The following is a 25,107-nucleotide window of genomic DNA, read 5'->3' on the forward strand; positions in this document are numbered from 1 at the left end:
CCGGTCGCGGGGCCGGCACGCCTGCTCGGGGTCAGACGATCCGGCGCGCCGACAAACAGATCTCGGGCAATTGCGCATTAACCTCTCGTCACCTTATGACGTGGCGGAATCGCGTACGCGTCCGCTTCAACGCTCGGAGAAGATATGCGCAAGCCTCGAAAGACCGCTGTCGTAGCCGTCCTCATCAGCGCCATCGGCTTCCTCGGCACCGGCACCGCCTACGCCCACGGAGACGAACACCAGCACGCCGGCCAAGAGACCAAGACGCTCATCGTCAACCAGAGCAACGAATGCAGCACGGTCGAAAAGAACGAGGACGTACAGGGCCAGTCCGGGGTCCAGAACGGCCTGGAGGGCAACCGGTCCGGCGGCAAGGGCTCGCCCGGCACGCAGAACACCAACGTCGGCTCAAGCCAGGGCTGCGACAACACCGTCGTCTTCGGCAAGTAGCTCACGCGGGTCCCGGCTCCCGGGCGGCGGTGGGGAAGGCGGATCCGCAGCCGACATCGACGAAGTGCGGCTGGGACAGTACGAATCCGCCCTGGTCTCGGGGCGCGATGCGGTGGCCGTCTCACGGACTGCGCGGAACGGATTCAGCACACATGAGGCCGGGAAACCCTGGGAACATGCAAGAACCACTGAGGCATGTTTCCCCAGGCCAAACGCAGTCATGATGACGTTTCCCCAGGCCACGGCCTGATCAGGGAAACCTCCTAAAGCGGGTGTCGCAGGTTCGCATCCTGCCGGGGGCACCAGAGAAGTATCAGGCCAGAGGCTCTGCCGCCCTAGCGGGCGGCAGAGCCTCCTAGGAGACACATCAGGTGCCATCTCTACGGCCGCCCCGTCGTCCCGAGTTCACAAGGACTATCGCTCCCGGCTAATCGGCCTCGCACCCAAATATGTATCCGCCAAGGTGCTGCAACACAGCAGGTGGATCCCCGGTTACCGAAACCGGGGATCCACCCGCATCCTTGTAGCTCCACCGCCATTCCCTGGCCGCCGCGTCGAAGGGCAGCGCCGCGACAGCGGCCCACAACTGCACATCCCGGCCGCACACGACCGCGCCGGCCACCGGCCTGTTACGCCGCGGCGTAGCTGAGGCGGAACAGGTCCTGGGCCTGTTCCAGATCCCGCTCCGTACGCAGCTGCGGCTCCAGGTCGCCGGTGCCGTGGTGACCGAGCCCCGTCATGTCCCGGGTGAAGCCCGGAACGGGGCCGACCTCCTTCGGGTCGGCCTTGACGGCCTTGAGGTAGACGAGGAGCTTGGTCTGCTGCGGCGCGAGCATGCAGGCGAAGTTCCGCAGTCACTGGTAGGCGCGATACTGCTCGCGCTGGACCCGGGTGACGCCTGCCCCGAGGCCGACCAGCACCTCGTCGACCGCCGCGGCCAACTCGGTCATCGCACCGTACTGCCGTGGAACCGCCGGAAGTCCGGCCGCCCGCCGTCGAAACAGTCGATGACGTACTCGCTCGCCAGGAATGTGACGCCCAGCATCGTCTCCATGTGCGCCTCGACGAGATCCCGCACATCCGCCTCGACCTCCGCGAGACGCGGCATCACCTCGGCCACGCCACCTGCCGTACTGAACAGCTTCAGACCGACCACTCCCCCACTCGCGAACACGATGCCAGAGGGGAACGCCGCACCGCTCAGGGGTACTTCCGCCACCACCGCCATGTCGAGAAGGGACCAACGAGCAACACATGCACCCACTGGACAACCCAAGACAGGGCGCCCCCTACAGCCCCGCCCACATCCGCGCCACCTGGGGCGGAACAGGCAGCGTAGAAGATGCCTCCAGGGCTTTCGGGGTCTCGCGAGCCAAGGGCTACGACCTGGTCCGCCGCGGCGAGTTCCCCTGCCGGGCACTGCGCATCGGCCGCAGCACCCGCATCGTCACCGCCTCCCTGCTCCGCGTCCTCGACAACGGCGAGCCCGAGTACAGCGCAACCCACGACACACAGTCCACGCTGGCGTGACACGCGTGACAAGCAGAAGCCCCCGCCGGAGCATCGATGCTGTTGGCGAATCCGGACCTGATCTACGCCCCGCGCCATGCTCAGCCGACTGTCTGACCAAGCTGACCGGTGGCATGCCGTAGGCGTGCCGGGCTCCCGAAGGCGCGCGTCGGGCACCTTGGCTCCCCGGCTCTGACCGTTGGCGGGAGCCGCAATGCCATCCATTGGGGTGGTTATATGCCAAAACCCTCACACCGGCCCAACCACAGTGGACCCTTCTGCTGTGGGTGTGGTCCTCCGGGCCACGGCAAAGGGGAAGGGACCCTTCATGCGTGCACTCAACCGAATCGGCAGGGCAACTCTGACCATTGGCGCGGCCGCTGCGCTGGTCGTGGGCCTGTCCACCAGCAACGCCCAGGCCGCCACGGGCACGTTCTTCTACACGCGAGCGGACAATGGGCACGAGACGACCCTCAACGTCCCAACACCCAACGGCAAATGCATCGCCGTCAGCGGTGGTGCACGTGATGCGCACAACGACACAGACACCGACGCCACCATGTACACCAACAGCAATTGCACGGTGTTCGCCGGCTTCGTCGGCTCCCGGAACTTCGAGACGTTCTCGGCCCCGTTCCCGACCTTCGTGAAGTTCGGCTAGCCGAACGAAACCCCCTGCCGGACCGTCAGGCAGCGTACCGGCGAGGTCACCGCGTCGGCGGAGATTCGTCGCCGGGGCAGTCAGTTCGTGCTCGACGCCGGTCTTGGGCTCCGGGATTCTCCAACAGTGTCGAGCATCCGGCGGGGGCTTCTGCTTGTCACGGCCCCTATGAGCGGGGGTGCGGTTCTGCGCTCCTGACCAGGTCGAACACCTCCCGGGCCGCATAGCGCCTGAGGCAACTGACGATTGCGCGACGGGTCTTACCCGCCCTGATCCGGCGCTCGTAATAGCAGCGGCCACCGGGTTCGGCAAGAGGGCCTACATCCTTCACGGCACCGTGACCGCCACAGCAATTCGCCTGTGGCTTGGCTTTTCAACCAGCCGACGAGCCGGCCTGTAACAGGTCGCGCAGATAGGCACGGCGGGAGGACCGGAACTGTCGGTGGCGGCAGCGGTGATGCGGGGGATGGCGCTGGAGAACCAGAGTTGCTACAGATAATGGCGCAGTTGCGCGCGCTCCTGCGTGGCGAGGCGATGCCGCAGCACCAGAGCAAGAGCGACACCCCTGACCCCACCGTCACCGTGCACGGAACTGGCCCTGACGGCAGGTATGACGTTCAGGTCAATCGTGTCCTGCGGCCGGCGGAAGCCGCGCAGAGGTCGTCCGTACACCTTGTCGTCCAAAATCCGCTGCCTCGGCGAACAGGCCATGGCCGCCCTCAAGACATCCGATGCAGTTGATCTGTCAAGCGGCTGCGGGTAGATCCGTGCTCTCGGGTGGTGGGAATGCGGTGGTTTCGTCGTAGCGCACTCGCTGGGTGAGGCAGTGGTGGAGGCAGCCGAGCAACCGGTTGAAGAGGTGGCGCTGGGCGGCGGTGTGTCGGTCCCCGGCCTCCCGCCGGCGGTCGTAGTGGGCCCGGGCCCCGGGGGAGGACAGGGCGGAGACGGCCCAGACGTAGCCGACGGCGGCGAGCCGCTGGTTCTTGACCCGGCGGGCCATGACGGCGAGGCTTTTGCCGGACGCCCGGGTGACCGGTGCGGCCCCGGCGAAGGCTTTGAGTCCTTTTGCGTCGGTGAAGCGGGATCGGTCGTCGCCGATCTCGGCGAGCACCCGGGCGCCGGTGAGTGAGCCGAGCCCTGGCAAGCTGGTGATGATCTCGGCGTCCGGGTGTGTATCAAAAGACGTCACTGCCGCAGCGGTGAGGTCATCGGCACTGGTGCAGGCGGCTTCGAGTTGCCGCAGCAGCGCGAGGGCCTGGTGTCCCATGGCCTGTTCGACCTGGGGCAGTTGGCGCATCTGAGGAAGCTGGAACGCTTCGCGGAGCCGGTCTGCCTCGGCTTCGATGCCGCGCTGGCGGCCGGCTTTCTTCAGCAGCGACCGCAGCTGGGCGCGGGTGAGCTTGGCGGCGTGGGCCGGGGTGGGGGCGGCCGCCAGGATGACGCGCGCGACGGGTGAGCACAGTCCTTCGCGGGTGTGCTGGAAGGCGGCGAGGAAGCCGGGGAAGTACTCGCGCAGGTGTGAGCGGAGCTTGTTGCCGGCCTGGGTGCGGTCCCAGACCGCGTCCTGCTGGGCGCGGGCCAAGACGGCGATGGCCTGGGCGAGTTCGCTGTCGTCGGGCAGTGGCCGGTGGGCGGCCCGGTCCGTGCGCAGGATATTCGCCAGGACCATGGCGTCGAGGTGGTCGGACTTCTTTCGGGCGACCGCGTGACGGTCGCGGTAGCGGGAAGCGGCCATCGGATTGATGGCGAAGACGGGGCGTCTGGTGGCGCGGAGGCAGGCGACCAGTAAGCCGCGGGACGTCTCGATGGCCACGGGGATCGGGGAGTCCTCGCTGTCGCCGTGCTCGGTCAGGAGGGCAAGCAGCTGTTGCAGGCCAGCTGCGTCGTCTCCGATCCGGGCTCGGGCCACCAGATCTCCGTCGTGGTCGACCAGGGCGACATCGTGGTGGTCGCTGGCCCGGTCAGTGCCGCAGGACACTCTCATGGTGCTGTTCGGTTCCTCTCGATCGGGGTTGCTGCTGGTCGCAGCCGCGCGGGGGCACGCGTCTCCCTCATGGAAGGGCTCGATGGCCCTGCATCCGATGAGCCGTTCGTGACCCCAGCTGTCCGCAGGGCCCTCGGTCTGTGGAAGAGCTCGGCGGCTCCGGGTTCAGTGAGAGGTGGTCCCTGCGAACGGCTCGGACCACGAGCTTCAACGATCTGATCGTCAGACTGGATGCGCTGCGGTGGCAGTGGACGGGACCGGGGGCCGGCTCTTGTCCGGGGGCTCGAAGTCCCGGGGGCATGTTGCGACTTCCCCGGCACCGACCGCTACCACCGCAGCAGGTAGTGCCTTGATGAACTCTTGGGCACAGGATCGGGTCAGCCTGGGATCGGAGCTTTCTGCTCTGGTGATGTATAGACCTCGGTCCTGTGCCCGCGGCGGCAGCCATAGAGCAACTGCCGTACACAGAACCGGATCAGCCTTGAGAAGGGGCTTTGACGCCCTGGGCTGGCGAAGACCTCGATCCTGCGGCCGCTTCGGTACCCATTAGGGCTGGCGCCTCCTGCGAAAGCTCCGCTGCAGCACCAACCGCATCACCAACGTCGAGAAGGCCGTCCTCGTTCTCCACCACCACGCGTCAGCGTGAGGCTGAAATGAGCTCAATGTGACGCCGTAGACACTACGAAGAGTACGGGCGGCACAGCTTCCGGCGAGGCAGCACCGGCCGGCCGTAGACGCCGCGCGAGGAAGCGTCGAGCGGTGGGCAGCGGCGTGGCAAGGCACCCTTCGCGGCGTGGAGGCTGTCACTGCGGGGGAAGCGGAGAAGTGCTCCCTCAATGGTGCCCGCGCCCCTGATTCGGCCGTTGAGGTCGAGGAGGGCACCTCGCGCCCTTTGTACGTCTTCGGAGATCCGTCGCGGCGTGCTTGCCAACCCGGCCACAACGGGACTCGATTACCTGATCCGGGTGATCCGACGGCCTGCACAGGTCGCGTACCGGTCCGACCTCATCGACGGCTGCCTCGCCCAGACCGGCCTCACCCACAACGAGAACCGATCGACTCACCCGCTCCGACGAGTTCAACCTCAGTACTCACGGCGCGGGTTATGTCCCGCAATCGACCAAGGTGGTGAGGGTTTCCCGAATTCGGCGCGCCGCGGGGCGCTTTAGAGATACGTCGTATTACCTCTGTAACTACACGAAGTCGAGCTATCACAGTTCGCGACCTCTTCACTCTAACGGAGATGACATGCACACGCTTCGCAAGGCCGCCGTCCTGGTCGCTGCCCTCGGCAGCCTCGGAATGCTGGCCGCCGGCACCGCCCAGGCACACGACGGGGGTCACGGCGGGAAGGGCGGCGACCGCTTCAACATCGGGCAGAGCACCACCTGCAGGTCGCACGACCTGAACCTCAACATCCTCGGTCAGGTCGGCATCCTCAACGCCCTGCTGGGCAACGGACTCAACGGCGAGGGCAACACGGGCTCTCAGCAGACCTCCATGGGCTCCAGCATGGGCTGCAACAACAACGCCTTCAGCAAGTAAAGTCACCACCTGCCTCGGTGCCCCGGCCACAGGCCGGGACACCGAGGTATTTGTGTCGCCGGGAAGCCCTCTCAACTTTCGCGGGTTTCGTAGGTGATCCGACGGCATCCCTGCTGGCTGTGGCGCAGGCGTGCTGGACGGGGGCGCATCCTGGACCGGCAGCCAGAACGGCCTGGTTCCTGCCTGCTCACGGTCGCCGTCGACTTCTGCCCCTCCGGCGAGCACCATGTCCTGGTGCAATTCCCCTACTACGAAGCTGCCGAGACGGCCCCCGCCGTGGCCGCCGCGGCCGACCCCGGCCCGTCATCGCGGACACCAATGTCGAGGGCCTGGCACTGTTCTGAGCGAGCACCGGCAGACCTGCCACTCCAACGTCCTCGCAGCTGCTGGACCGATACAGCTAGGAGACACCCGGAACGCCTCGCCGGTAACCGGAACGCCTCGCCGGTAAGACGACATACGAGCGGGGTCCTGGCTGTAGCTGTCTGACCAGGTGGGAGACCTCCCGGGCCGGGTAGCGCTTGGGCAACGGATGTTTTCGCGCCGGGTCTTACCCTCATCAGCGGCGTGGCGGCGCTGTCCGGTCCGACGCCCACTCGTGCAAGCAACTGCCGTGCCGCTCCCACGTGGGTGCGGGAGCGGTACGGCGTACGAAGAGCGCGGCAGCAGGGGCGATCAGGAGAAGTGACGGACGAACACGTCCGACTTGCCGTTGGTGTCACCGGGCACGATGTCGTCGGCCGTGGACTGGAAGACCACGTCGCGTCCACCGGCGCTGACCGCGTCGACCCCGGCCGAGGCCGGCTGGTTCGAGACGACCTCGTCGGTGCCCGCGCGCAGGTCGCGCAGCATGAGCGACGGTCCGGTCGTGTCGTTCGGGGCGTACAGCAGATAGCCGCCGGTGGGATCGATGGCCACGCCCTTGCCGTTCGGTACCAGTTGGGCGGTGCCCGAGGCCACGTCGTGGACGTAGGTGTCGGAGCCCGAGAGGTAGACGACCTTGCTGCCGTCCTTGCTGATCTGGACGATTGCCGCCTCCTTGGACGGGCCCTCGATCGGGCCGGAGGTGGAGCCGTCGTTCCGGTCCCACACGAAGACGTCCCCGGCCTCGCCGTCCTGGTAGGCGACAAAGCGGCCGTCACCACTGATGGACGGCCGGGACGGGGCGGTGTGGTCGAACCGGGCGAGTTCCTGCTTGGTGTTGGCGTGCCAGTCCCATACGTCGATGCGCTGGCTGGACGACGGTCGACCGATGGTGGCCACATTGGCGACGTAGCGGCCGTCCCCGCTCAGCGACGGCTGACTGCAGTTGAGGGCATCGCAGTTGACGCCGATCGAACTTCCCGCGGTCCACTGAGCCAGCTTGACCTTGGTGTCCCTGAACAACCGCACCCAATAGGCGGCATACTCCCCGTCACCGCTGATCACCGGAGAGGCGATCGGGTAGCTGCCCACGTGCTTGAGCTGTCCCGACCGCTGGTCGCGCAGGTACACCCCTTCGTCTCCCGCACTATTGCCGGGCGTGAGGTTCTTCGCCGACGACGAGAAGACGATGCGGCTGCCGTCGGCCGAGATCGCGCCACCGGTGGAATCGCCGTCGGACTGAGTGCCGTCGGCCGCGACACTGATCCTCTCGACACCGGCTCCCCTGTCGCGCGCGACGCCCGCAGGATCTGCCGATGCGGCTCTGGGCGACACCGCAGTGACCGCACACACCACGACCGCCGCGCTTAACGCCCCCCACACACGTCTGGTGGTGCTCCGGTCTGTGTTTCCCCTCATTTTTTTTCCCCCAGTCAGGAATAGGGTCCGCCTCCGGCTCCCCACCAGAAGGCCCCCAGCATGCAACCGCGATGACACCAAGGGGTCAATGCGCAACGGACATGTGAGAGGCGTCGTTTCGGTCACCGGCGCCGAGACTCGAACACCGGCCGACAGAGAGGGGCTACGAGTCCCGGACGGCCGGCAAAGAAAGCGAGCGGGCTCACCGGGCTGGCCCTGGACTACCTCACCCACGGGGCTGGGGTGATCGCCCTGTTCCCCAGTCCCCCGGCCGACGACGCACCCGTGCCTCCGCCAGGATCCTGGGAGAAAGCGGACGAGGCGGCCCTCGCTACGGCTCGTGCCCGCCTTGGCCACGCGTGGTCGCGCCTCGGGTTCGAGCACTACAGGGACGGCACCTGGATCCTCGACCCTGGCTTGCGGACACTGCATGACGACGCGCTCCGCCGCGAACAGCAGCGTCTACAGGACCACAGATGGAATGTGACCTTCACCGATGCAGCAACTAGTGGGGCGGTCATCTCTGCTGGGATCCAAGGTCACCATGGCGAAGTGAGTAATTGTCAGCGCCTGTGGATCAGTTGAGCTCGCTCAGGCGACGATAGGCGCCTGTCCTTCTTCCGTGGAAGCCCCCTTGCGGCCGGTCGATACAGGGGCGAACCTCTGTGTGAGGATCGCGGCGTGAACGATCTACGCTTCCGTCTCGCTGACGACGCCGATGTTGCCGCCGTCGTGCGTCTGCGCGACGACGCGGCCCGCTGGATGCATGCCCAGGGCGTCACTGGTCAGTGGCAGCCTGGTGAGCTGGGCTGGGACCACTTCCGCCGGATCATGGAGAGCGGGGAGGTGTGGCTCGCGGAGGCTGCCGATCGTGTGGTCGGGGCCTGGGAGATCTGGTGGGAGGACGAGGACGCCTGGGGGCCGCAGCCGCCGACGGCCGGCTACGTGCACCGGCTGATGGTGGACCGCATAAGTGTCCCGCCCGGGACAGGGCGGCAGCTTCTGCGAGTCGCGGAGCGACGCGTGGCCGAGGCGGGCCGACCGTTGGTTCGTCTGGACTGCCTGGCCACCAACGCCCGCCTGAGTACGTACTACCTCAACGCCGGCTATCGGGTTGTGGGACGCAAGGAGGGTAAGCCGCAGCCGGGCGGTACGCCCAAGTCGTTCACGCTCCTCGAAAAGTCCGTACGGGATGAGTTGAGGTAGGTCATGCGGCGAGGGCCTCGGGACGTTCAACGAGCTGGCCGCGTTCGAAGCGGGCTCCGGCGCGGACGAGGGCAACGAGGTGGGGTCCGTTCACGGCCCGCCGGCGGGCCTGGGCAGACTCGACAAGCTTGAAGACCATGGCCAGGGCGGCGGCGCTGCCGGCGCCTCGGGTGACCTGGACTTGGTGCCCAGGTTCTGACCCAGTGAGCAGACCACTGCGGCGACATGACCCTCTCGATGCGTGTCCACGCCCAGGACGACTCGGCACGCCCTGACGCCAGTTCAGGCCGGCCGTGAGCCCTCCTCGAGCGCGCAGGCCGTTCGGCGGGTTGGGTGCGATCGAGGTGGACGGCAGGCGCTCGACGGCGTGCCCGGGTAGAGCCCGTAGACGAAGGGAGAGCTGCGGACAACGGACCCCTCCCCCATGCTTGTTCGGTGGGAGAGGGGTCCGGATGCGTGCCGGTGACGTCACACGTCAGTCTGGCGTCAGGAGACGGTCACGTCGTCGTAGTACGTGTACGTCTCGTCACCCACGTAGTCGTCGTCCTTGCTGGTGAGGGTGAGGGTGTAGCTGTGGCCCGCGGTCAGGGAGCCGGAGGCGGTCTTCCATCCGGCGCCGTTGGTGCAGGTCTTGGGCAGGACCGTCGTGGTGGTGCCGGTCGTGTTGTCCTTCAGCGTGGCGGTGGCCCAGTCGTAGGTGACGGTGTCCGGGCAGGTCACGTCGTAGCCGAAGGAGACCTTGGAGCTGCCGGTCGGTGCGGTGAAGGTCTGGGCGATGGAGGAGGTGTTGGTCGGGCTGGATGAGCCGACCAGGGCGCCGTAGCTGCCGGTGTGGGCGGCGGTGGTGCTGGCGGCGGCCGAGCCGGTGGAGGTCCAGCCACTCAGGGTGCCCGCCTCGAAGGTGCCGTTGGTCAGCGCGCTGCCGCCGCCGGTGCTGCCACCGGTGGCGAAGGCCGTGGTGCCGTTCGGGGTGCCGAGGCCGGTCGGGCCGTCGTAGCCGGGGCCGGCGGTGCACAGGTAGCTGGGCGAGCAGGTGCCGTTGTCGCCCGTGGTGACGTCGTTGAGCGCGCCGGTGTGCGCGTACGGGTACTTCGACGGGTAGTCGCCGGTGCCGGGGGTGCCGGCCAGCGCGTAGACGCCGGCGATGATCGGCGCGGAGGCGCTGGTGCCGCCGTACACGTTCCAGCCGCTGGCCTGGTAGCTGTCGTACACCGCGACACCGGTGGCCGGGTCGGCGACGGCCGACACGTCGGAGATGGCGCGCTTCGAGCAGCCGCTGTCGGTCTGCCAGCTGGGCTTGGGGTCATAGGCCGAGCAGCCGGAGCCGGTGCCCTCGGTGCTGTTGGTGTGCCACACCGACTCGGACCAGCCACGGGTGCTGGAGTCCCGCTTCAGGGCGGTGCCGCCGACCGAGGTCACGTACTGGGAGGCCGCCGGGTACTCGGCGCCGTATGCGGAGTCGCCCGCCGAGACGGTGATCGCGACCCCGGGGTGCTTGAAGTACTGGTTGTCCGCGGTCAGGTCCGAGGAGTCCTCGGAGCCGCCGTAGCTGTTGGACACATACTTGGCTCCCTGGGCGACGGCGGTGTTGACCGCGGTGCCCAGGTCGCTCATGTTGGCCGTGCTGGACTCGACCAGCAGGATGTGGGCGTTGGGGGCGATCGCCGAGACCATGTCGAGGTCCAGGGAGATCTCGCCCGCCCAACCGGCGTCTGCCGTCGGGTAGTTGGTGCCACCGTTCTGGTCGATCTTGCTGAAGCAGCCGTTCGCCGTGGTGCAGGCGGGCAGGCCGTACTGGCTGCGGTAGGCGGCCAGGTCGGACTCGGCGTTGGGGTCGTCCTGGGCGTCGACGATGGCGATCGTCGCGCCGGCACCTCCGTTCGCGGGAAGGTTGTAGGCGCTCAGCAGGTCGGACGGGCCGTAGCCGGACGGCACGGCGAGCGGCGAGACGGCGTTGACCGTGAGCGCATGCGGCTGGACGACGTCGGTGCGGGCCAGCGCCTTGCAGGCCATCACCCGGTGCTTGGTGGGCTGCGAGCAGAGCCGCTTCACGTGCGGGGTGGCCGAGGCCGACGCGCCGGTGCTCGCGGCGATCCGGGCCTGGGCCGAACCGGCCGCGACCAGGCCGGTGGTGGCGAAGGCGAGCGAGACGAGCCCGGTCAGGGCGGTCCGCTGCGCGGCTCTTGATATATGGGGGATACCCATGGGTGGGGGTGCCTCTCTCGTACCGGTCACCGCGCGTCGGTCGACGGCCGTGACCGCTCGGCTGGACGGCGGCGGACAGCGGGTCACGCCCCGAACGGACACTCGCCACCCCGCCGAAATATCCGCGTGAAGAGAGCAGCGGAAAGCAACACCGCGCTCGCACAGGGGATTTCCCTGGGCGTGCAGGGCGGCCGTTCCGCGGGGAATTGCTCTCGCCGCAGACAGGGAAGTAAGCCCCCGGACCGAAACGCGAACCCCATTTATCTAACGAACTGTCACCACGGGCTGTGGTGGCACCGTTCGCCGGGCGGAAGCAAAGCAGACTTGATGAGCACCGGTCAACGGGTTGGGCCTGGGGTTCGTCCGCTCAACTCGTTACGGGACCGTGAACAGGACGGACAGAACAGGGCCAGAGCAGGTAAATGCCTGACGGGTCACTACTCGCGGCCGGGCGGGAGTTGGCCTGCGCCTGAACCAGTAAACGGAAATGCATGGGCCGTTCTTGACCACTCGTTGACCGCGGCCTCAGGTGGGGCCGCTCAACCACAGTGCACCATATGGGTAGTTGGGGCTCGCCCGTTCGCTTTGCCGGGTTGCGAGCGGGAGGCGTGGACGTGACCCTTTCTCGCGGTGCCCGATGCCGGCCGGCACTTTGCCTGCCGTGCAGCGCTCGGCATCGTCGGCCCACACACCCGCCATGCTCCTGAACCCGTCCAGCCGGGAAGCCCTTGCGGAGTCTTACTCATACGGAATTCATCCCCCTGCCCGCCTATGAGTTACTGGACTGATTGCTAGGATCAACTCATGCATGATCAAGGGGCAGTTGTCTCGGTCAATGTCACACCGTCGCTCATCGCCGCGTGGTTCCACCGGCTGTTCACCCATCCCGTGGTCGAGATCGACGGGCAGGAACAGGCCGCGCGATGGGGTACCACGGAAATAGCGGTTTCGCCGGGCGAGCACTGCATAAGCGTGTTCTTCCGATATCGCAGGCAGCATCACACACGTCTCGCCGAGACCACCCGGGAATTCTCCACGGATACGGGCGTACAGCGTGTGGATATCACCGCGAGGCTCGGCCCGCGCAATGGAAGTAGGTTCCGCATAGAAACACCGTCGGCGCACCGGTAAATGCGAAAACGCCCGTCCCAACCGACGGGCGTTTTCACGTACTTACCGGCGTCACGGGACGGCGGCGACCGTGGGCAGGGCGCCGCATTCCGCGCAGTGCGGCACTCCCGGCTCGGCCAGTGGCGATCCACAGCCACCCCTCGGCTCCATGCCCAGCGCGTCACCGCCGAGGCACAGCGCCGACACACCACGGACGGAATCGCAGCGCGGGTATTCCCCCATCGCGACGACCGGCACGAGCAATGCCTTGACCGGCGTCAGCAACAGCACGCTCAACTGGGCCAGCGCGATGACGGTGCGCCCGGCCAACCGGTCGGCCATTTCCTGTACGGAATTCCGTACGGCGGGCATCACCTGCATCGGGCGTCCAGGTACACGATCCGCAGCACGCGTTCTTCGTAGGAAACCTGGTTGCGGAAGCTCAACGGCACCGTCTGTTCCTGGTGAGGTACGAGTCACCGCACACGGTCGGCACCGGACTGGTGTTGTCCACCTTCACGGCCGGTTTCCTGGACGCCTCCTTCATGCAGTCGTCCGGATAACCCCCGCAGTCGGACCAGTGCCCGGTCACCGCCGCGTTGAAGAAACCCAGCTCGGGCCCTTGTACACGCTGCGTACGCGACAGTCCGAACATGTTCGAGGGATTGCCCTGCGGCGTGTGCAGCAGGTTCCGGGGAGAGCCGTCGGCGCTCAGCGCGTAGGCGCCGGTCTGCTCGGACTGGGGATTCCGGGTGAAGAACGCCCACCCGGAGTGCCTCGCCGGGGAAGCGACATGTGGCGCGCAGCACGTCCTTGTCGCGGGTCCAGGGGACGGCCATCGCATCCTCCCCTGGTTCTCACCCGCCGGGCGAGTCCCGCGATGGCCGCTCCCTGTCCCACACCTCGCCCAACCCACCACGCCCCAGCGGACAGGGATGAAGACGAGGCTCAAGGGCGGGGCGGATTCCCCGCCTCCGTCACCGGCCGGTCATGCCGCAGGTCGTCGAACAGCTGGACCGACCTCATGGGGTCCCACTTCAGTACGTTGCCCTTGGGGGTGGGGACGCCCATCCCGGACACGGGCACGTTGAGCTGCTTGCCGTGTCCACCCGCGATGCTCTGTACGGCGCGGAACATCCTGCCGAGATCGCGCAGGCTCATGCCCTCGTCGACGATGAGTGTGTCGAGGCCGGCCTGCATGGCCGGACCGATCTCCAGCGGGTCGAAGAGGGTGTCGGGCTGGGCGGCCTGGTGGGCGAGGCTCGCCAGGAACTTCTGCTGGTTCCTCGACCGGCCCAGGTCGCCCTCCTTCTCCTGGTGCCGCTGACGGACGTAGGCGAGCGCCTGCCTGCCGTTCAGAGTCTGACAGCCCCGGCGCAGGTCGGCGCCCGACTTCTCGTCCTTGATGTCCCGGTCCAGGCACATCCGGACGCCGCCGACGGCGTCGACGATGTTCACGAACCCGGCGAAGCCGATCTCCGCATAGTGGTCGATACGCAGCCCGGTGTTCTTCTCGACGGTATGCACCAGGAGTTCGGGGCCTCCGTAGGAGAAGGCGGCGTTCAGTTTGTCCCCCTCGGGCCACTTGGTCTTGCCCGTCGATGTGTCGAGGCGGCCGGGCACGGTGACCCAGGAGTCGCGCGGCAGGCTGACCATGCTGGTGCCGTGGGCTCCGGTGTGCAGCAGCATCATCGAGTCGGTGCGCCGCCCGCCGCCCCCGCCGGCGTGCAGCTCCTTCGCGTCATCATCGGAGAGCCCGTCGCGGCTGTCCGAGCCCACGATGAGGTAGTTGGTGCCCTCCCCGGGCGGCGGACGGTCCCCGTACGCGCCGAGGTCGACGTCACGCTGGAGCCGGGTCTCGGCCCAGCCGTACGTGCCGCCCGCCGCGACAGCCACAACGGCCAGCAGAACGAGCACCGCGCGCCGCAGCCTCCTGCGCTTCTTCGGCTGCCGGGCGTGGGCGCGCCGGGGCCCGTAGCGAGAGCTGGGCCGTTCGGCGAACCGCTCACGAACGGCGGAGTCCTCCGGAGCCGCGTACGGGCCCTGGCCGGCGTACGGATCCGGACCTACGTACGGATCCGGGTCGGCGTACGGCCCCCGGCGTGCAGGACGGCTCCCGGCATCGCCGTGCCATCCCTGCTCCCCCGTGGGTATGGTGCGTCCGGCCCGCTGGTCAAGCGGGTCTGTCATCGTCAACTCCCTTGGTCACGTCCCAGCTCCGACTCGCGCGGCCGCTCGCCGGTTCCCCTCCTGTCACGTCCCGCCCCTCGCGGACCTGGATCACCGCGACGACAGGCTCCGCCGCGGGGGCGGCTCGTCGAGCGGATCTCCGGACGGCGCTTCGAGGAGATACGGGTCGGCGGTTCCGGCGCGCTTCATGCTGTGCCACTTCAGGCGGGTGCCGAGCAGCGCCGTGGTCACGGAGTGAATGACCACCAGGTACATCAACTGCCGGTAGACGAACTGCTGGAGCGGCAGCACCCACAGCACGCGCAGCCGTTCGCGGTCGAGCCGCAGCGCGTACACGGCGGTGACCAACTGGACGGAGAGGAACCCGAACCAGACGAGGGCTGCCTCCACGGGGTCGCGGAAGAGCGCCCCGAACAGCGCGAACATGTCCACGACCGGTGCGCACAGCGGCAGCGCGATCTGGAACAGCGTGACGTAGAGCAGCACGCGACGGCCGAAGCGTCCGGCGGGTCCGACCTCCGTCACCGCGTGACGGTGTTTCCACATCGACTGGAGGGTGCCGTAGCACCAGCGGTAGCGCTGGCGCCACAACTGCCGCAGGGTGGTGGGCACTTCGGTCCAGGCCACCGCCGACTGCTCGTAGACCACGCGCCAGCCGGCCCGCCAGAGCGCCATCGTGAGGTCGGTGTCCTCGGCCAGGGTCTCGTCGCTGACGCCGCCGACGCCCATCAGCGCGTCCCGGCGGAAGGCGCCGATCGCCCCCGGCACCGTCGGCATGCACTCCAGGACCTCGAACATCCGCCGGTCGAGGTTGAAGCCGAGTACGTACTCCAGGTGCTGCCATTTGCCCAGCAGGCGGCGCCGGTTGCCGACCTTGGTGTTGCCGCTGACCGCACCGACCGCCGGGTGGGCGAGCGGCTGGACAAGACGGGCCAGCGCCTCGGGTTCGAAGATGGTGTCCGCGTCCACCATGACGACGATGTCGTGCCGGGCGCGCGCCAGGCCGGTGTTGAGGGCGCTGGGCTTGCCGCCGTTGGGCTGCCGGATCACCGTCACCCGTGGGTCACCTATGTCCTCCGCGATGTCGGCGGTGGCGTCGGTCGAGCCGTCGTCGATCACGATGATCTCGAAGTGCGGGTGGGTGGAGGCGAGCAGCGAGTACACGGTGGAGGCGATGCCTGCCTCCTCGTTGTACGCGGGCACCAGGACCGTCACCGGGTCCCGCACCTCGCGCAGCCGCGGTGCGCCGGGCCGATATCGGTGCAGTCTGCGCACGTGGAGCCGGGCGAACACCGCGAACAGGAGCATCCGCAGGACACCGAGCGCGCCGGTGAGGGTGAGCGCCCACACCATCAGGGTGAGGAAGGTGTGCCCGAGCCGCGCCGACCAGATCAGGCCCTCGCCCTTGATCTCCTGGGCGGCCGGGACCTCGTTGACGAAGGAGGGACGCCCGAGCCCGCCACTGATGGTGGTGAACCGTTTCGCCCCGGGGTCCCGCAGCAGGTCCTCGGCTTCGTGGTAGCCCAGGTCGGTCTGGCTGTGCTGCGTCACCACTCCCCGCCACGGCTCGCGGTCCTTGTGGTCCGATGCGACCACCAGATACCCCTGCGCCGCCGCCCGCTTCGCGGCCGGCCACTCGGGGCCGCAGAGAGTGTCCGCGGCCGTGGTGTGCGGCAGCCGCAGCAGGGTGGTGTTGATGCCGGCCGCACCCGCGAAAGCGGTCTGGCTGAGCGACAGTTCGAGGCGCGAGCGCAGCGGCGAGGCGACGCCGAGGTCGCCACCGCTGTAGGTGTACGAGCCGATCTCGTGGCCCTCGTCCAGAATCCGCCGCATCAGCTTCGGGTGCCGGGCAGCGTCCTGCCCGTAGACGAAGAAGGTCGCCCGTGCGTGGTGCATGCGCAGCAGGTCGAGCAGGCGCGGCGTCCACACCGGGTCGAGCCCGCCGTCGAAGGTGAGCGCGACGGTCCCCGGCGGCATGGCCGCTGTGGTGACCCCCTCCGGGCCGAACCGCAGCAGCGGCTTCCCGTCGTCCGCCTCGCGCGGGATCGGCCGGGTGCATGGCGGCTTGACGCGCGCGGCGTCGACCTGGTGGGTCGTCCAGCCCTCGAAGAGGAGAGTGACGGCTACCACCAGGAGCACCAGCAGGAGCACCAGCCAGTGTCCGCGCGGCGGGCGACGGACGGCGGCGCGCCGGCTCACTGCTTCGGGCCCCCGGCCGACGGCGGGGCGGATCTGCCGGACAGCGGGCGGCGGTAGTGGTCCGCGTGGGCCTCGGCCCGGACCGGTATGCCGGAGCCGTACGAAGACTCGCCGGTGTCCGGGCCGGAACGCACCAGTCCGTTCGTACTCGTCATACTCGGCGGGTGCGTGCCGACGGGCTGCCGGAGTCCGCTGATCAGCACGCCGGCGAACAGCAGATACGCGAGGCAGGCGAGGCCCACGGCCAGCCCCACGCCTTGCAGCGTCCGCCTGCGCCAGCCCGACTGGTCGATGAAGACGGGGAGTTGAGGGGCGGCGGCGGCCCGGGGGCGCCGCGTCACCGGGGTCACACGAGGCGCCACCACCTGGTGCGGCAGGTGCTGCGTCATGTCACGCCCCGTGTGCTGCGCACTGCGCGCAGGGGGTACGGGCGACGATCGCCCGTCGTGCGGTGTGCTGGCTATGTGGGGGATGCCCTGCACTGGTGCTCCTGATCTGCGGCCGCGCACGCGCGACTCTTTGTGTAGGGGGATACGGCCCCGGGGGGCAGCTTCATGCCCGCGAAACGTCAGCAGTCGCATCCCGGTGCCCGACGCGTAGGGGGGTCCCATACGCGCGCATGCCTTGCACCCTTCCCGGGTGGGGCCGGGAAGGCCACGTACGCATGTGTCCCCACAAGGACCGGGAGGCCAGGGTGCAGCCGCCAGCCGTCACGCAGCCCCCGACCCTACTCGGGCACCCGGGTGACAGGGCAACAGGGCATCCGGGAGCGGCAGTCGACCGGAGGCCGTCGGCATCGGGCCCTTTGCATGAGGGACACCTCACCTGCTCATGTGGGGCGGTGTCGGACACATTGTCCTCTGGTCGCACTCCGTCCAACAACCAGATGGCGTGTTCAACGCGCCGCCTGACACCTGCTCCCCTCGGCCTCTCCCGCTCCACATCGAGATTCTGTCCCTGACCTACACACTCAGGGCCCGGGCTCCAGGGTGCTCATGCTCGAAGAGGACATTCCCCTGTTCTGAGACCTTCGCCACACCGTGGCCATGAACGCCGATGACACCCTTCGCGAACTCGCCCGTCACCGATACGCCGGTGACGATCTGCCAGTTGTCCACTGGATTGCCCGCGCTCGGCCACCAGGAGCGCCTCACGCACATCAGCCACTACCGCCTCAGCACCAAGGCACCGGCGAGGGCGGCGTCGTGCCCCTGCGCCGCGTACTCATGCACGCACCCTTCTGAGCCGTCCGGAGAGAATGAGCACATGCACCGACGGAGAAACCTTGCCTTTGCGGCCACCGCCACTGCCCTCGCGCTGACGGGATGGTGGGCGATCCACTGATCGGCACCGCGCTGACCAAGACGGAGGGCAGCGACTACGGCATCTGGATCGGCGATACGGCCTGCGTCAGCGGGGCCGTCACCAAGGACCGCGTATGGGCTGGGGTCAACGGCCACTACCCCGAGACCGGCTGCGTAGCCCCGCCGGCCGCCCACTGAGCGTTGTCGTGCTGGTGGCGCAGACTGCCGAAATTCACCTGACACCCCGCACCACACAGGAGATCGAGCCGGGCATGACCCGCACTCCCTTCAAGCCGTCCACGACCTCCGCCCTGCCGGCGCTCACCGCCACCGTGGTCCTCGCCCCGCCATCACGGTGTGGACGCGCAACCCCGATGACAGTGCCCAACCGTTCGATTCCCCCGACTGCTCCCCATCCCGGCTCCCGGCGTCCCGAGAATCACGACTTCGGGAACCACCCCCTCCCCCGTCGGCGTTCTCTCATCAACAGGCGCTCGGCGCGCCCAGGTGGCGCGGGCCGTGAACAGGTGGTGGTGATGGCCGAGTTGGTCCCCGGAGGCAATCAGCCGCTCCCGGACGGCGTCCTGAAGATCACCGTCCCCGGCCCCTTCGACCTGTCGCTCCTCATCACTGATGACACCGGGCAGGTCAGCGGCGACGCAGACTTCGTCTTCTACAACCAGCCGTCCGCACCAGGCACACGCCTTGACGCCAACGTCATCACCTTGGAACCCGCCCGGCTACGGCCGGGGGCCAGCCGGGTGACCGTGGTGGTCAGCCCCGCCGAGGAGGGAACAGTGCTGGGGCGGCTGCCCGCTCCGGTCATGTCCCTCACCAGCACCAGCGGAGCGACCTGCGCACGGTTCACCCCGCCGAAGCCGGTCCACGAAACCGTCCTTCTCCTCGCGGAGATCTATCGTCGCGGCACTGCATGGAAGGTGCGTGCCCTCGGCCAGGGATACGCGGACGGCCTGGCCGGCATCGCCCGCGACTTCGGCGTGGACGTATCCGACGATGCTCCGGAGCCCGCAACGGGACGGGACGCCCTGTCGGACGAGTTCACCGCACTGGTCAACGCCGAGCGGGCTCGCTCCGGTGTGCCGCCGGTGGCCCCGGACGCACGGCTCACCGCCGCGGCGCAGGCCCATGCCCGAGCCATGGCGGGCCAGCGCCGGCTGAGCGTGGAGAGTCCCGACGGCACCTCGCTCTACCAGCGCGTCACCGCCCAGGGGTTCGCCTATCTCGCGATCGCCGAGCACCTGGTCTCCGGCCCTCGGACACCCACGGATTTCCTCGCCTACTGCCTCAGCAGCCCCACGACCCGGCGTCCCGTACTGGACACCGCCCTCACATCGGCCGGGATCGCCCGGAGCTCTGACGACCGCGGCGGCAACGCCTATTGGACAGCGCTGTGGGCCAGGCCCTTCACCCCGGACGGGCTCGCCCGCACGGCATCCGAGGTCGTCGCCCTCACCAACGCCGAGCGGGCCGCGGCCGGGCTCCGGCCCCTCGCCGCCGATCCGGGACTGGCCTCGGTCGCGCAGGCGTACAGCGCGGACATGGCGGCCCGCGGCTTCTACTCCCACACCTCTCCCGAAGGGCTCGCACCGTGGGACCGTGCCAGAGCGGCGGGCTGCACGCACCGCGGCATCGGCGAGAACATAGCCTGCGGGCAGCGCACCGCCGCGGAGGTGGTCCAAGGCTGGATGAACAGCCCGGGCCACCGGGCCAACATCCTCAAGACGGACTTCAGCCACATCGGGGTCGGCTACGCCGGGGGCGGCCCGGCAGGAACGTACTGGACCCAGCTGTTCGGCCTCACCCCGTAGAACACGCGCGCAGCTCAAGTCCAGCGTGGCCACCACACCCCGCACAACATGAAAAGCCGTCCTCTCGTTTCCGAGAGAACGGCCTCCGACCCTGCGTGAAACGCTGGTCGGGACGACAGGATTTGAACCTGCGACCCCTTGACCCCCAGTCAAGTGCGCTACCAAGCTGCGCCACGTCCCGATACACCGTCTGACCTGGGGTTTCCCCCGGCCACTCGTGCAGGAGAACCATACCAGGGTGAAACCGACGCTTTGTCTGGGCCCTGGGCGGGGCCCGGCGGACAGCCGAGGCGCTGACGCACGTGCTGGAGGCGTCACCGGAACTCATGCTCACCGTCGACCACGCCCGGATCGCGGCCGAGAAGCTCTGACGCCGCCCTGCACGGCAGTCGGCGCGAGGAGCCTCGCGCCGACTGCTGTGCTGGTCCGTCTGGACAGTGACCAGTCGTCAATATCCGGGTAGGGGACGGCGGTCAGGGCAGATCGCACCGCGTCGGGGTGCAGTTTTCGAAGCCCGGTGCGTCGACGAAGTAGGCGTCATTGTCGTGAAGTCGCATCGCTGTGGTGAAGCGTCCGAGCTCGCCGCCGGCGCCGGTGTTCTGACTCAGCGGAATGCTGCCGCGGCCGCAGACCTCGCTCCAGGTCGGCAAAGGGAAGGACGTGTCGTATTTGAGCTGCCAGCGGGTGCCGACCTTCGTTGCGTAGAACTGGGCGCATTGGGCTCCCGAGGTCAAGGAACCTCCGCCACTCTCACGGGACTTGGCGAAGGGGTACTCGTCGCAGGACGGCTTGTCCGAGGTGCCCGTCGGGACGGGATTGAAGGTGCTGTTGCAGATCACCTTCCGGTTGTTCTCGGCGATGGTCTCATCGGCCTGCCGGTGCAGCGGGCTGTTGTACTTCTTGCTGCCCGGGTGGGTCTTGAGCTTCTCCATCAGGAGCCAGTACAGCGCGCTGGCGGCAGGCCGCTTGGCGCTGTTGAGGGTCAGGGTCGGGGTGTACTTGCTGAAGACGCAGCCCGGCTTGGTCTCGGGCACCTCCTCCCGGCCCATGATGACGTCGCACCGGACAGGCATGTCGCTGTCCGTCCACATGACCGTCGGGGTGTCGGTCGAGACCGGCGAGTGGGCGGTGAACGTCCAGGACAGGTCCAGTACCGAGGCTCCTGTGGTGCCGGTCCACCACTGCCCGACGCCGGCGGTCACCGAGTGCTGGTCGCCGGGTGCCCAGGTGGGTGTGCCCATCCAGCGCTGCGTACCGCTCGAACAGGCGCCCGCGCACTTCGCGTTCCAGTCGAGGGTCACGCTGACCAAGGAGGGGTCGATCTTCTCCGGGATGATCGTGATGCTCTGGTCGATGCTGTTCTCGTTCTTGTACAGCTGGATCTTCTGGTAGATGTTCCAGGTTGCGGTGCCGATCGGTGCCCGGTCCTTGTAGAGGACGGCCGTCACCGGGGTGTCATTGGTGAGGCATGCGACGTAGCGGTTGAAATTGCTCTTGCTGGCGGCGCAGGACACCGCGGAACCTGCCGAAGCGGAACCTGCGGTGCTGGGAGCGGCTGCCGCCGGAACGCCGGTGCCCCGCATGAACGGGCTCACCACCTTCTTCTGCCCCAGGCTGAGGCAGAGCGTGGTACCCGGCCTCTGCGCGGCCTCGCAGTGCGGTGGCGCGGCGACCGGACCCGGCACAGCCGTGAGACTGCTGCGCGTACCTGCGGGGACCGGCGCGTTGCCGAGGGCGTAGAAGACGGGTGCTGCCGCCGGGACCATCGGCTGGTTGTCGTAGTCGATCTCGGGCGCGTTGGGGTTGTCGTCCGGGAACGAGATCGGCGGCATGTCCGAGTAGTCACCGGGGACGAAGGCGACCGCGTCGAAGGCGATGTCGTCGTCACCGGTTCCGGAGGGGCTGATGGTGCTGAGCCGGACCGCCGGGACAGAGCCGCTGAACTGATAGGCGCCCAGCGAGATCCAGCGGTTGGTGCCCTCTCCGCCCTGCAGCCGCTGGTTGACCGGGGGCACCGCAACCCAGCCCTGCGGCGTCTTCACCTCGTAGTAGGCGTCCTGGGTCCGGGCGCCGTGGTCGGGGAGGTGGACCATGACCTTGGCGGCGCTGGCGGCGCTGTCCAGGGGCTTGTTCAACGTCCAGGTGCCGGTTGCCTTGAGACGCTGGCCCTTGGTGTCGCCCTTGCGGGTGTGGCCGAAGTAGAAGTGGCCGCCGAACCCGCCGCCCAGCTGGTGCACGTCGATCTTGGCGGGCCAGCCGGTGGTCGGGTTGCCGTTCTGGTCCTTGACGCTCTCCCCCGGACCGAAGTCCATGGTGAAGGTGCCGGAGTTGGACCAGGTGCGTGCGCAACCCGGCCGAATCGAGGGCACGTCGTCCGCCACATCGTCGACGATCAGCGCGCCGCCGGGCAGGCCGGTGGTCGAGCAGTTGGGCGGATAGGAGGTGCCGTCCGCCTCTTCGGGGTAGGTGCTGTCGAAGCGGACCAGTTCATTGCCGCACGAGTAGTCGCAGTCGTTCTTCCACTGCACGGGCTTGTTCCACCAGCAGTGGAAGTCGGCAAGGCCGCAGGGGCCGCCTCCCAGCGAGTTGGTGGCGCTGGTGCTGATCTTGCTGGCGTCGCAGTTGTTGTCCGCGGTGCAGAACGCACCGATCGGCGGCCTGGCATGTGCGCGGTTGTAGGTGGCGGTGCCGGGGACCAGCGCGGTTCCCGCGCCTCCGTTCCACCAGGCGGCGCGGAAACCTGCCACGGTCTTGCCCGGGGACTCCACACCCTCGACGGGGTGCGCGGCGAAGCCGATGACCTTCTCGGGGTAGGGCCAGTTCTGCGGGTGTGCGGCGTCGGCGTAGTGGTTGTTGCCGAGGCTGTCCTCCAGGAAGGGGTTGCGCGACTCGTCCCACTCGGGGTTGGCCGGGTTGTTGGCCCAGCCGACCCCCCACTTCCCCGCGTGGTTCCCGGCGTCGGCCTGCTCGTAGAAGCCGGAGTTGTAGGCCCACAGGGCGAAGAACCAGTTCTCGATCTTCGCGCTGTTGCCGTTGTTGATGACCATGCCGGCCCGACGGGTCTGGTTCCACTTTCCGGTGAGGATCTGCATGCCGGCGGCGAGGTTGGCTGTGTAGTCGAGGGAGACTGCGCGCTGCTTCTGGTAGTCCCAGGCCGCACCGCCCTTGTCACCCTCGCGCCCGGCCAGGCGCATGTGGTCGGTGACCTGTGTCATGCCGTAACCGCAGTCGGCCTTGGACCAGTCGATGTCCCAGTCATTGCCCGGGTCGCTGTCGTAGAGCTGCAGACCGTAGTAGTTGCCGATCAGCGGATTGCCGGTTTCGCCGGGGAGCGCGCTGCGGGTCGCCTGCCACATGTTCGACTCCTGAGCAGTGACACCCAGCATGATCTGCGCAGGAATCCTCCCGCCACCCTCAAGAGCATCGGCGGGGAAGAGTGACATGGGCTGGTACGCCGGCATGCCGAGGTTCTTCCAGTTCGCCGGGCGGCTGACGTTCAAGGTTCCCTTGACCGCCTGGTCGACGGCCCATTCCACCTGACGCGGCTTGGGTTGCATGGCTTGGTTCCGCGGATCGTTGCGCGGCACGGAGCAGCTGCGGTCCGACTCGACGATCTCACCGGCAGAGCCGGGCGAGGTGCCGACAGCCGCCTTGGCAGCAGCCGGTGCGGCGCTTCTCGGTTGCGGCAGCGCCGGGGACGGGGAACTCCCCTGGGCGGCGGATGAGATGGGAGCGGCGGTCGGGTCGACCGTGAAGGCGGCCTCGCGGTCGGTGCCCATGACGTGCAGATCGAGCGCGACCGGGCGGGCCGACGTGTCAGTGGACCGGGTGCGGGAATCCTTGCCGTCGGCCCACGCCGTCCTGTTGAGCACGGACTGGCCGCGAGTGGACACCACGGCATCCTTGGTCGCCCCGGGCAGCCGGCGCACCACGCTCGGGAGCTTGGCCGCGGACTGCTTGGTGTCGCCGGTGACGTACACCGTGCCCGCGCCGCGCGCCAGCCCGGTGACCGTGAGAGCGCCTTCCGCGAGGACCTCGGGCGTGGTGTGCGCGGCGTCGGGCGCAGCGACCTGGGCGGCGGTGATCCGCTTCGCCTTGGTGGTCGTCGCGGGGGACGCCTGCACGGCCGCGGTGAGACGAGGGCCGGCCTGCCGGCCGGCAGCGGCCGCATCGAGGAACACCACACCCCCGTCTCCGTCAGGGGTGATGCGGTACGGCACGGAGTCGGTACGGGCGAGGGTGGTCCGGCCACCGTCGCTGCCCACCTTCACCAGTTCGGCACCGGCCGCGGCCACGATGCTTCCGTCCTTGGTGGGCGAGGCCGAGGTGAGCTGGCCGGGAGTCTGGATCGCCGGGCTGAGCTTTCCGGTCTGCGTGTCGAGCCGGAACAGGCGTGTCGCCTGCTTGTCCTCGCCTGGTGACTGGGTCAGCACGGCCGTCTCACCGGCGCCGCAGCCCGGGTTGTAATAGGACAGCGAGGTCTGCAGCCCGAGCTTGGTCACCTTTCCGGTATCCAGTTCGACGATGGCGGTGAACCCTCCACGCGCCATGAGCTGCGACTTGTTGGTGAACGTTCGCGGTGCGTAGACGACGACGGCACGCTTGCCGGACCCGGTGACACACGCGTTGCCGATCCAGGCGTCGGTGTCGAAACCCGGTTCCTTCAGGCTGGCCGCGGTCTTCCAGGCGTAACCGCTGCTCTGCTCGGCGGTCAGCACATGGAAGCCCTGCGCGTCACCCGTGGTGGTCCAGGCCCGGTCGGCCGACGTGCGCCACCCGCCGCCGAGCACATCGGCCCGCTGCGCCACAGGTATCTCGCTGGCCGAGGGGGCGTCCTTCGGCGGCGTGGGCGGGGCGTCGGCCCGCGCGGTCGACTGGACGAGAGCGGCGCACAGGGCGCCGGTCACCAGGGCGGCCACAGCCGCCCGTGTTCTTCCTGGCACTCTCAAGTGGGGGTTCCTTCATAGGACGGGAGACGAAGTGGGGCGGCTCGGAACGCGCGGAGACCGCGCGCCGGTTCGTCACTTCGATGGGTGGCCGGCCGCGGACTTCGCCGCGGACCGGGTCAACTGGGGCCCCCTGCCCTCGTGTTGACCGATGCCCTGGTTGTACGGCCCCGTCCGGGCCCCAGGA

The 25,107-nt window shown here is 68.4% G+C and carries 19 protein-coding genes, 1 tRNA gene and 2 pseudogenes; 9 read left to right on the top strand and 13 right to left on the bottom strand.

The features are described 5' to 3' along the window. Positions 1–144 precede the first annotated feature (144 nt). A complete protein-coding gene (locus ACSHXC_RS07810) occupies positions 145–450 on the top strand; it encodes a hypothetical protein (protein ID WP_438290858.1) in 306 nt (101 codons plus the stop codon). Between the two features lie 629 nt (positions 451–1,079). Here the strand turns inward: ACSHXC_RS07810 and ACSHXC_RS07815 are convergent. Then, positions 1,080–1,286, bottom strand: coding sequence for a hypothetical protein (locus ACSHXC_RS07815; protein WP_438290859.1), 207 nt, complete (start codon positions 1,284–1,286; stop codon positions 1,080–1,082). A gap of 110 nt (positions 1,287–1,396) precedes the next feature. Continuing rightward, on the bottom strand, positions 1,397–1,678 hold the full coding sequence (locus ACSHXC_RS07820) for a hypothetical protein (RefSeq protein ID WP_438290860.1): 282 nt from the start codon (positions 1,676–1,678) through the stop codon (positions 1,397–1,399). A 26-nt stretch (positions 1,679–1,704) separates the two neighbouring features. Here ACSHXC_RS07820 and ACSHXC_RS07825 point away from each other — a divergent pair, with 26 nt between their 5' ends. Both ACSHXC_RS07825 and ACSHXC_RS07830 read left to right on the top strand, forming a co-directional pair. Continuing rightward, positions 1,705–1,980, top strand: a complete 276-nt coding sequence (locus ACSHXC_RS07825) for a helix-turn-helix domain-containing protein (RefSeq protein WP_438290861.1) — start codon at positions 1,705–1,707, stop codon at positions 1,978–1,980. A gap of 307 nt (positions 1,981–2,287) precedes the next feature. Beyond that, positions 2,288–2,620 carry a hypothetical protein gene (locus ACSHXC_RS07830; RefSeq protein ID WP_438290862.1) on the top strand — a complete coding sequence of 111 codons (333 nt, stop codon included), beginning with the start codon at positions 2,288–2,290 and terminating at the stop codon, positions 2,618–2,620. A gap of 745 nt (positions 2,621–3,365) precedes the next feature. Here ACSHXC_RS07830 and ACSHXC_RS07835 read toward each other — a convergent pair. After that, on the bottom strand, positions 3,366–4,604 hold the full coding sequence (locus tag ACSHXC_RS07835; protein ID WP_438290863.1) for an IS110 family transposase: 1,239 nt from the start codon (positions 4,602–4,604) through the stop codon (positions 3,366–3,368). A 553-nt stretch (positions 4,605–5,157) separates the two neighbouring features. Between ACSHXC_RS07835 and ACSHXC_RS07840 the strand changes: the two are divergent. Continuing rightward, positions 5,158–5,250, top strand: a pseudogene (locus tag ACSHXC_RS07840) (IS5/IS1182 family transposase); the annotation flags it as partial. Between the two features lie 602 nt (positions 5,251–5,852). Continuing rightward, complete coding sequence (locus ACSHXC_RS07845) at positions 5,853–6,149, top strand: hypothetical protein (protein ID WP_438290864.1); 297 nt, start codon at positions 5,853–5,855, stop codon at positions 6,147–6,149. A 675-nt stretch (positions 6,150–6,824) separates the two neighbouring features. On the opposite strand, the gene ACSHXC_RS07850 is transcribed toward ACSHXC_RS07845, so the two are convergent. Then, a complete protein-coding gene (locus ACSHXC_RS07850; protein WP_438290865.1) occupies positions 6,825–7,847 on the bottom strand; it encodes a hypothetical protein in 1,023 nt (340 codons plus the stop codon). 765 nt (positions 7,848–8,612) lie between these two features. On the opposite strand from ACSHXC_RS07850, the gene ACSHXC_RS07855 reads away from it, so the two are divergent. Continuing rightward, the gene (locus ACSHXC_RS07855; protein WP_438290866.1) at positions 8,613–9,137 is read left to right on the top strand and encodes a GNAT family N-acetyltransferase; all 525 of its coding nucleotides are present in this window, start codon (positions 8,613–8,615) and stop codon (positions 9,135–9,137) included. A 1-nt stretch (position 9,138) separates the two neighbouring features. On the opposite strand, the pseudogene ACSHXC_RS07860 reads toward ACSHXC_RS07855, so the two are convergent. Both ACSHXC_RS07860 and ACSHXC_RS07865 read right to left on the bottom strand, forming a co-directional pair. Beyond that, positions 9,139–9,321: pseudogene (locus ACSHXC_RS07860) on the bottom strand (IS256 family transposase); the annotation flags it as partial. Positions 9,322–9,623: 302 nt separating this feature from the next. Next, positions 9,624–11,342, bottom strand: coding sequence for a S53 family peptidase (locus tag ACSHXC_RS07865; RefSeq protein WP_438290867.1), 1,719 nt, complete (start codon positions 11,340–11,342; stop codon positions 9,624–9,626). 804 nt (positions 11,343–12,146) lie between these two features. Here ACSHXC_RS07865 and ACSHXC_RS07870 point away from each other — a divergent pair. Beyond that, a complete protein-coding gene (locus ACSHXC_RS07870; RefSeq protein ID WP_438290868.1) occupies positions 12,147–12,473 on the top strand; it encodes a hypothetical protein in 327 nt (108 codons plus the stop codon). Positions 12,474–12,524: 51 nt separating this feature from the next. Here the strand turns inward: ACSHXC_RS07870 and ACSHXC_RS07875 are convergent, their stop codons facing one another. The 5 genes from ACSHXC_RS07875 to ACSHXC_RS07895 form a co-directional block, all read right to left on the bottom strand. After that, complete coding sequence (locus ACSHXC_RS07875) at positions 12,525–12,833, bottom strand: hypothetical protein (RefSeq protein ID WP_438290869.1); 309 nt, start codon at positions 12,831–12,833, stop codon at positions 12,525–12,527. A 61-nt stretch (positions 12,834–12,894) separates the two neighbouring features. Further along, a complete protein-coding gene (locus ACSHXC_RS07880) occupies positions 12,895–13,296 on the bottom strand; it encodes an SdpA family antimicrobial peptide system protein (protein WP_438290870.1) in 402 nt (133 codons plus the stop codon). A gap of 104 nt (positions 13,297–13,400) precedes the next feature. Then, positions 13,401–14,642, bottom strand: a complete 1,242-nt coding sequence (locus ACSHXC_RS07885) for an LCP family protein (protein ID WP_438290871.1) — start codon at positions 14,640–14,642, stop codon at positions 13,401–13,403. Positions 14,643–14,732: 90 nt separating this feature from the next. After that, positions 14,733–16,841, bottom strand: coding sequence for a bifunctional polysaccharide deacetylase/glycosyltransferase family 2 protein (locus tag ACSHXC_RS07890; RefSeq protein ID WP_438290872.1), 2,109 nt, complete (start codon positions 16,839–16,841; stop codon positions 14,733–14,735). Continuing rightward, entirely contained in the window at positions 16,838–17,230 is a 393-nt protein-coding gene (locus tag ACSHXC_RS07895) for a hypothetical protein (RefSeq protein ID WP_438290873.1), read from the bottom strand. The genes ACSHXC_RS07890 and ACSHXC_RS07895 overlap by 4 nt, the downstream gene beginning before the upstream one ends. 936 nt (positions 17,231–18,166) lie before the next feature. Between ACSHXC_RS07895 and ACSHXC_RS07900 the strand changes: the two genes are divergently transcribed. Both ACSHXC_RS07900 and ACSHXC_RS07905 read left to right on the top strand, forming a co-directional pair. Further along, positions 18,167–18,343, top strand: a complete 177-nt coding sequence (locus ACSHXC_RS07900) for a hypothetical protein (RefSeq protein ID WP_438290874.1) — start codon at positions 18,167–18,169, stop codon at positions 18,341–18,343. A 338-nt stretch (positions 18,344–18,681) separates the two neighbouring features. After that, on the top strand, positions 18,682–19,974 hold the full coding sequence (locus ACSHXC_RS07905; protein WP_438290875.1) for a CAP domain-containing protein: 1,293 nt from the start codon (positions 18,682–18,684) through the stop codon (positions 19,972–19,974). Between the two features lie 104 nt (positions 19,975–20,078). Here the strand turns inward: ACSHXC_RS07905 and ACSHXC_RS07910 are convergent. Together ACSHXC_RS07910 and ACSHXC_RS07915 are read right to left on the bottom strand one after the other, a co-directional pair. Beyond that, positions 20,079–20,155, bottom strand: a tRNA-Pro gene (locus ACSHXC_RS07910). A gap of 292 nt (positions 20,156–20,447) precedes the next feature. Next, positions 20,448–24,917: a NucA/NucB deoxyribonuclease domain-containing protein gene (locus ACSHXC_RS07915; RefSeq protein WP_438290876.1), complete on the bottom strand. Its 4,470-nt coding sequence runs from the start codon at positions 24,915–24,917 to the stop codon at positions 20,448–20,450. Between the last annotated feature and the right edge of the window lie 190 nt (positions 24,918–25,107).

Origin of the sequence: Streptomyces sp. HUAS TT7 (assembly GCF_051550175.1) — a bacterium.
Taxonomy (GTDB): Bacteria; Actinomycetota; Actinomycetes; order Streptomycetales; family Streptomycetaceae; genus Streptomyces.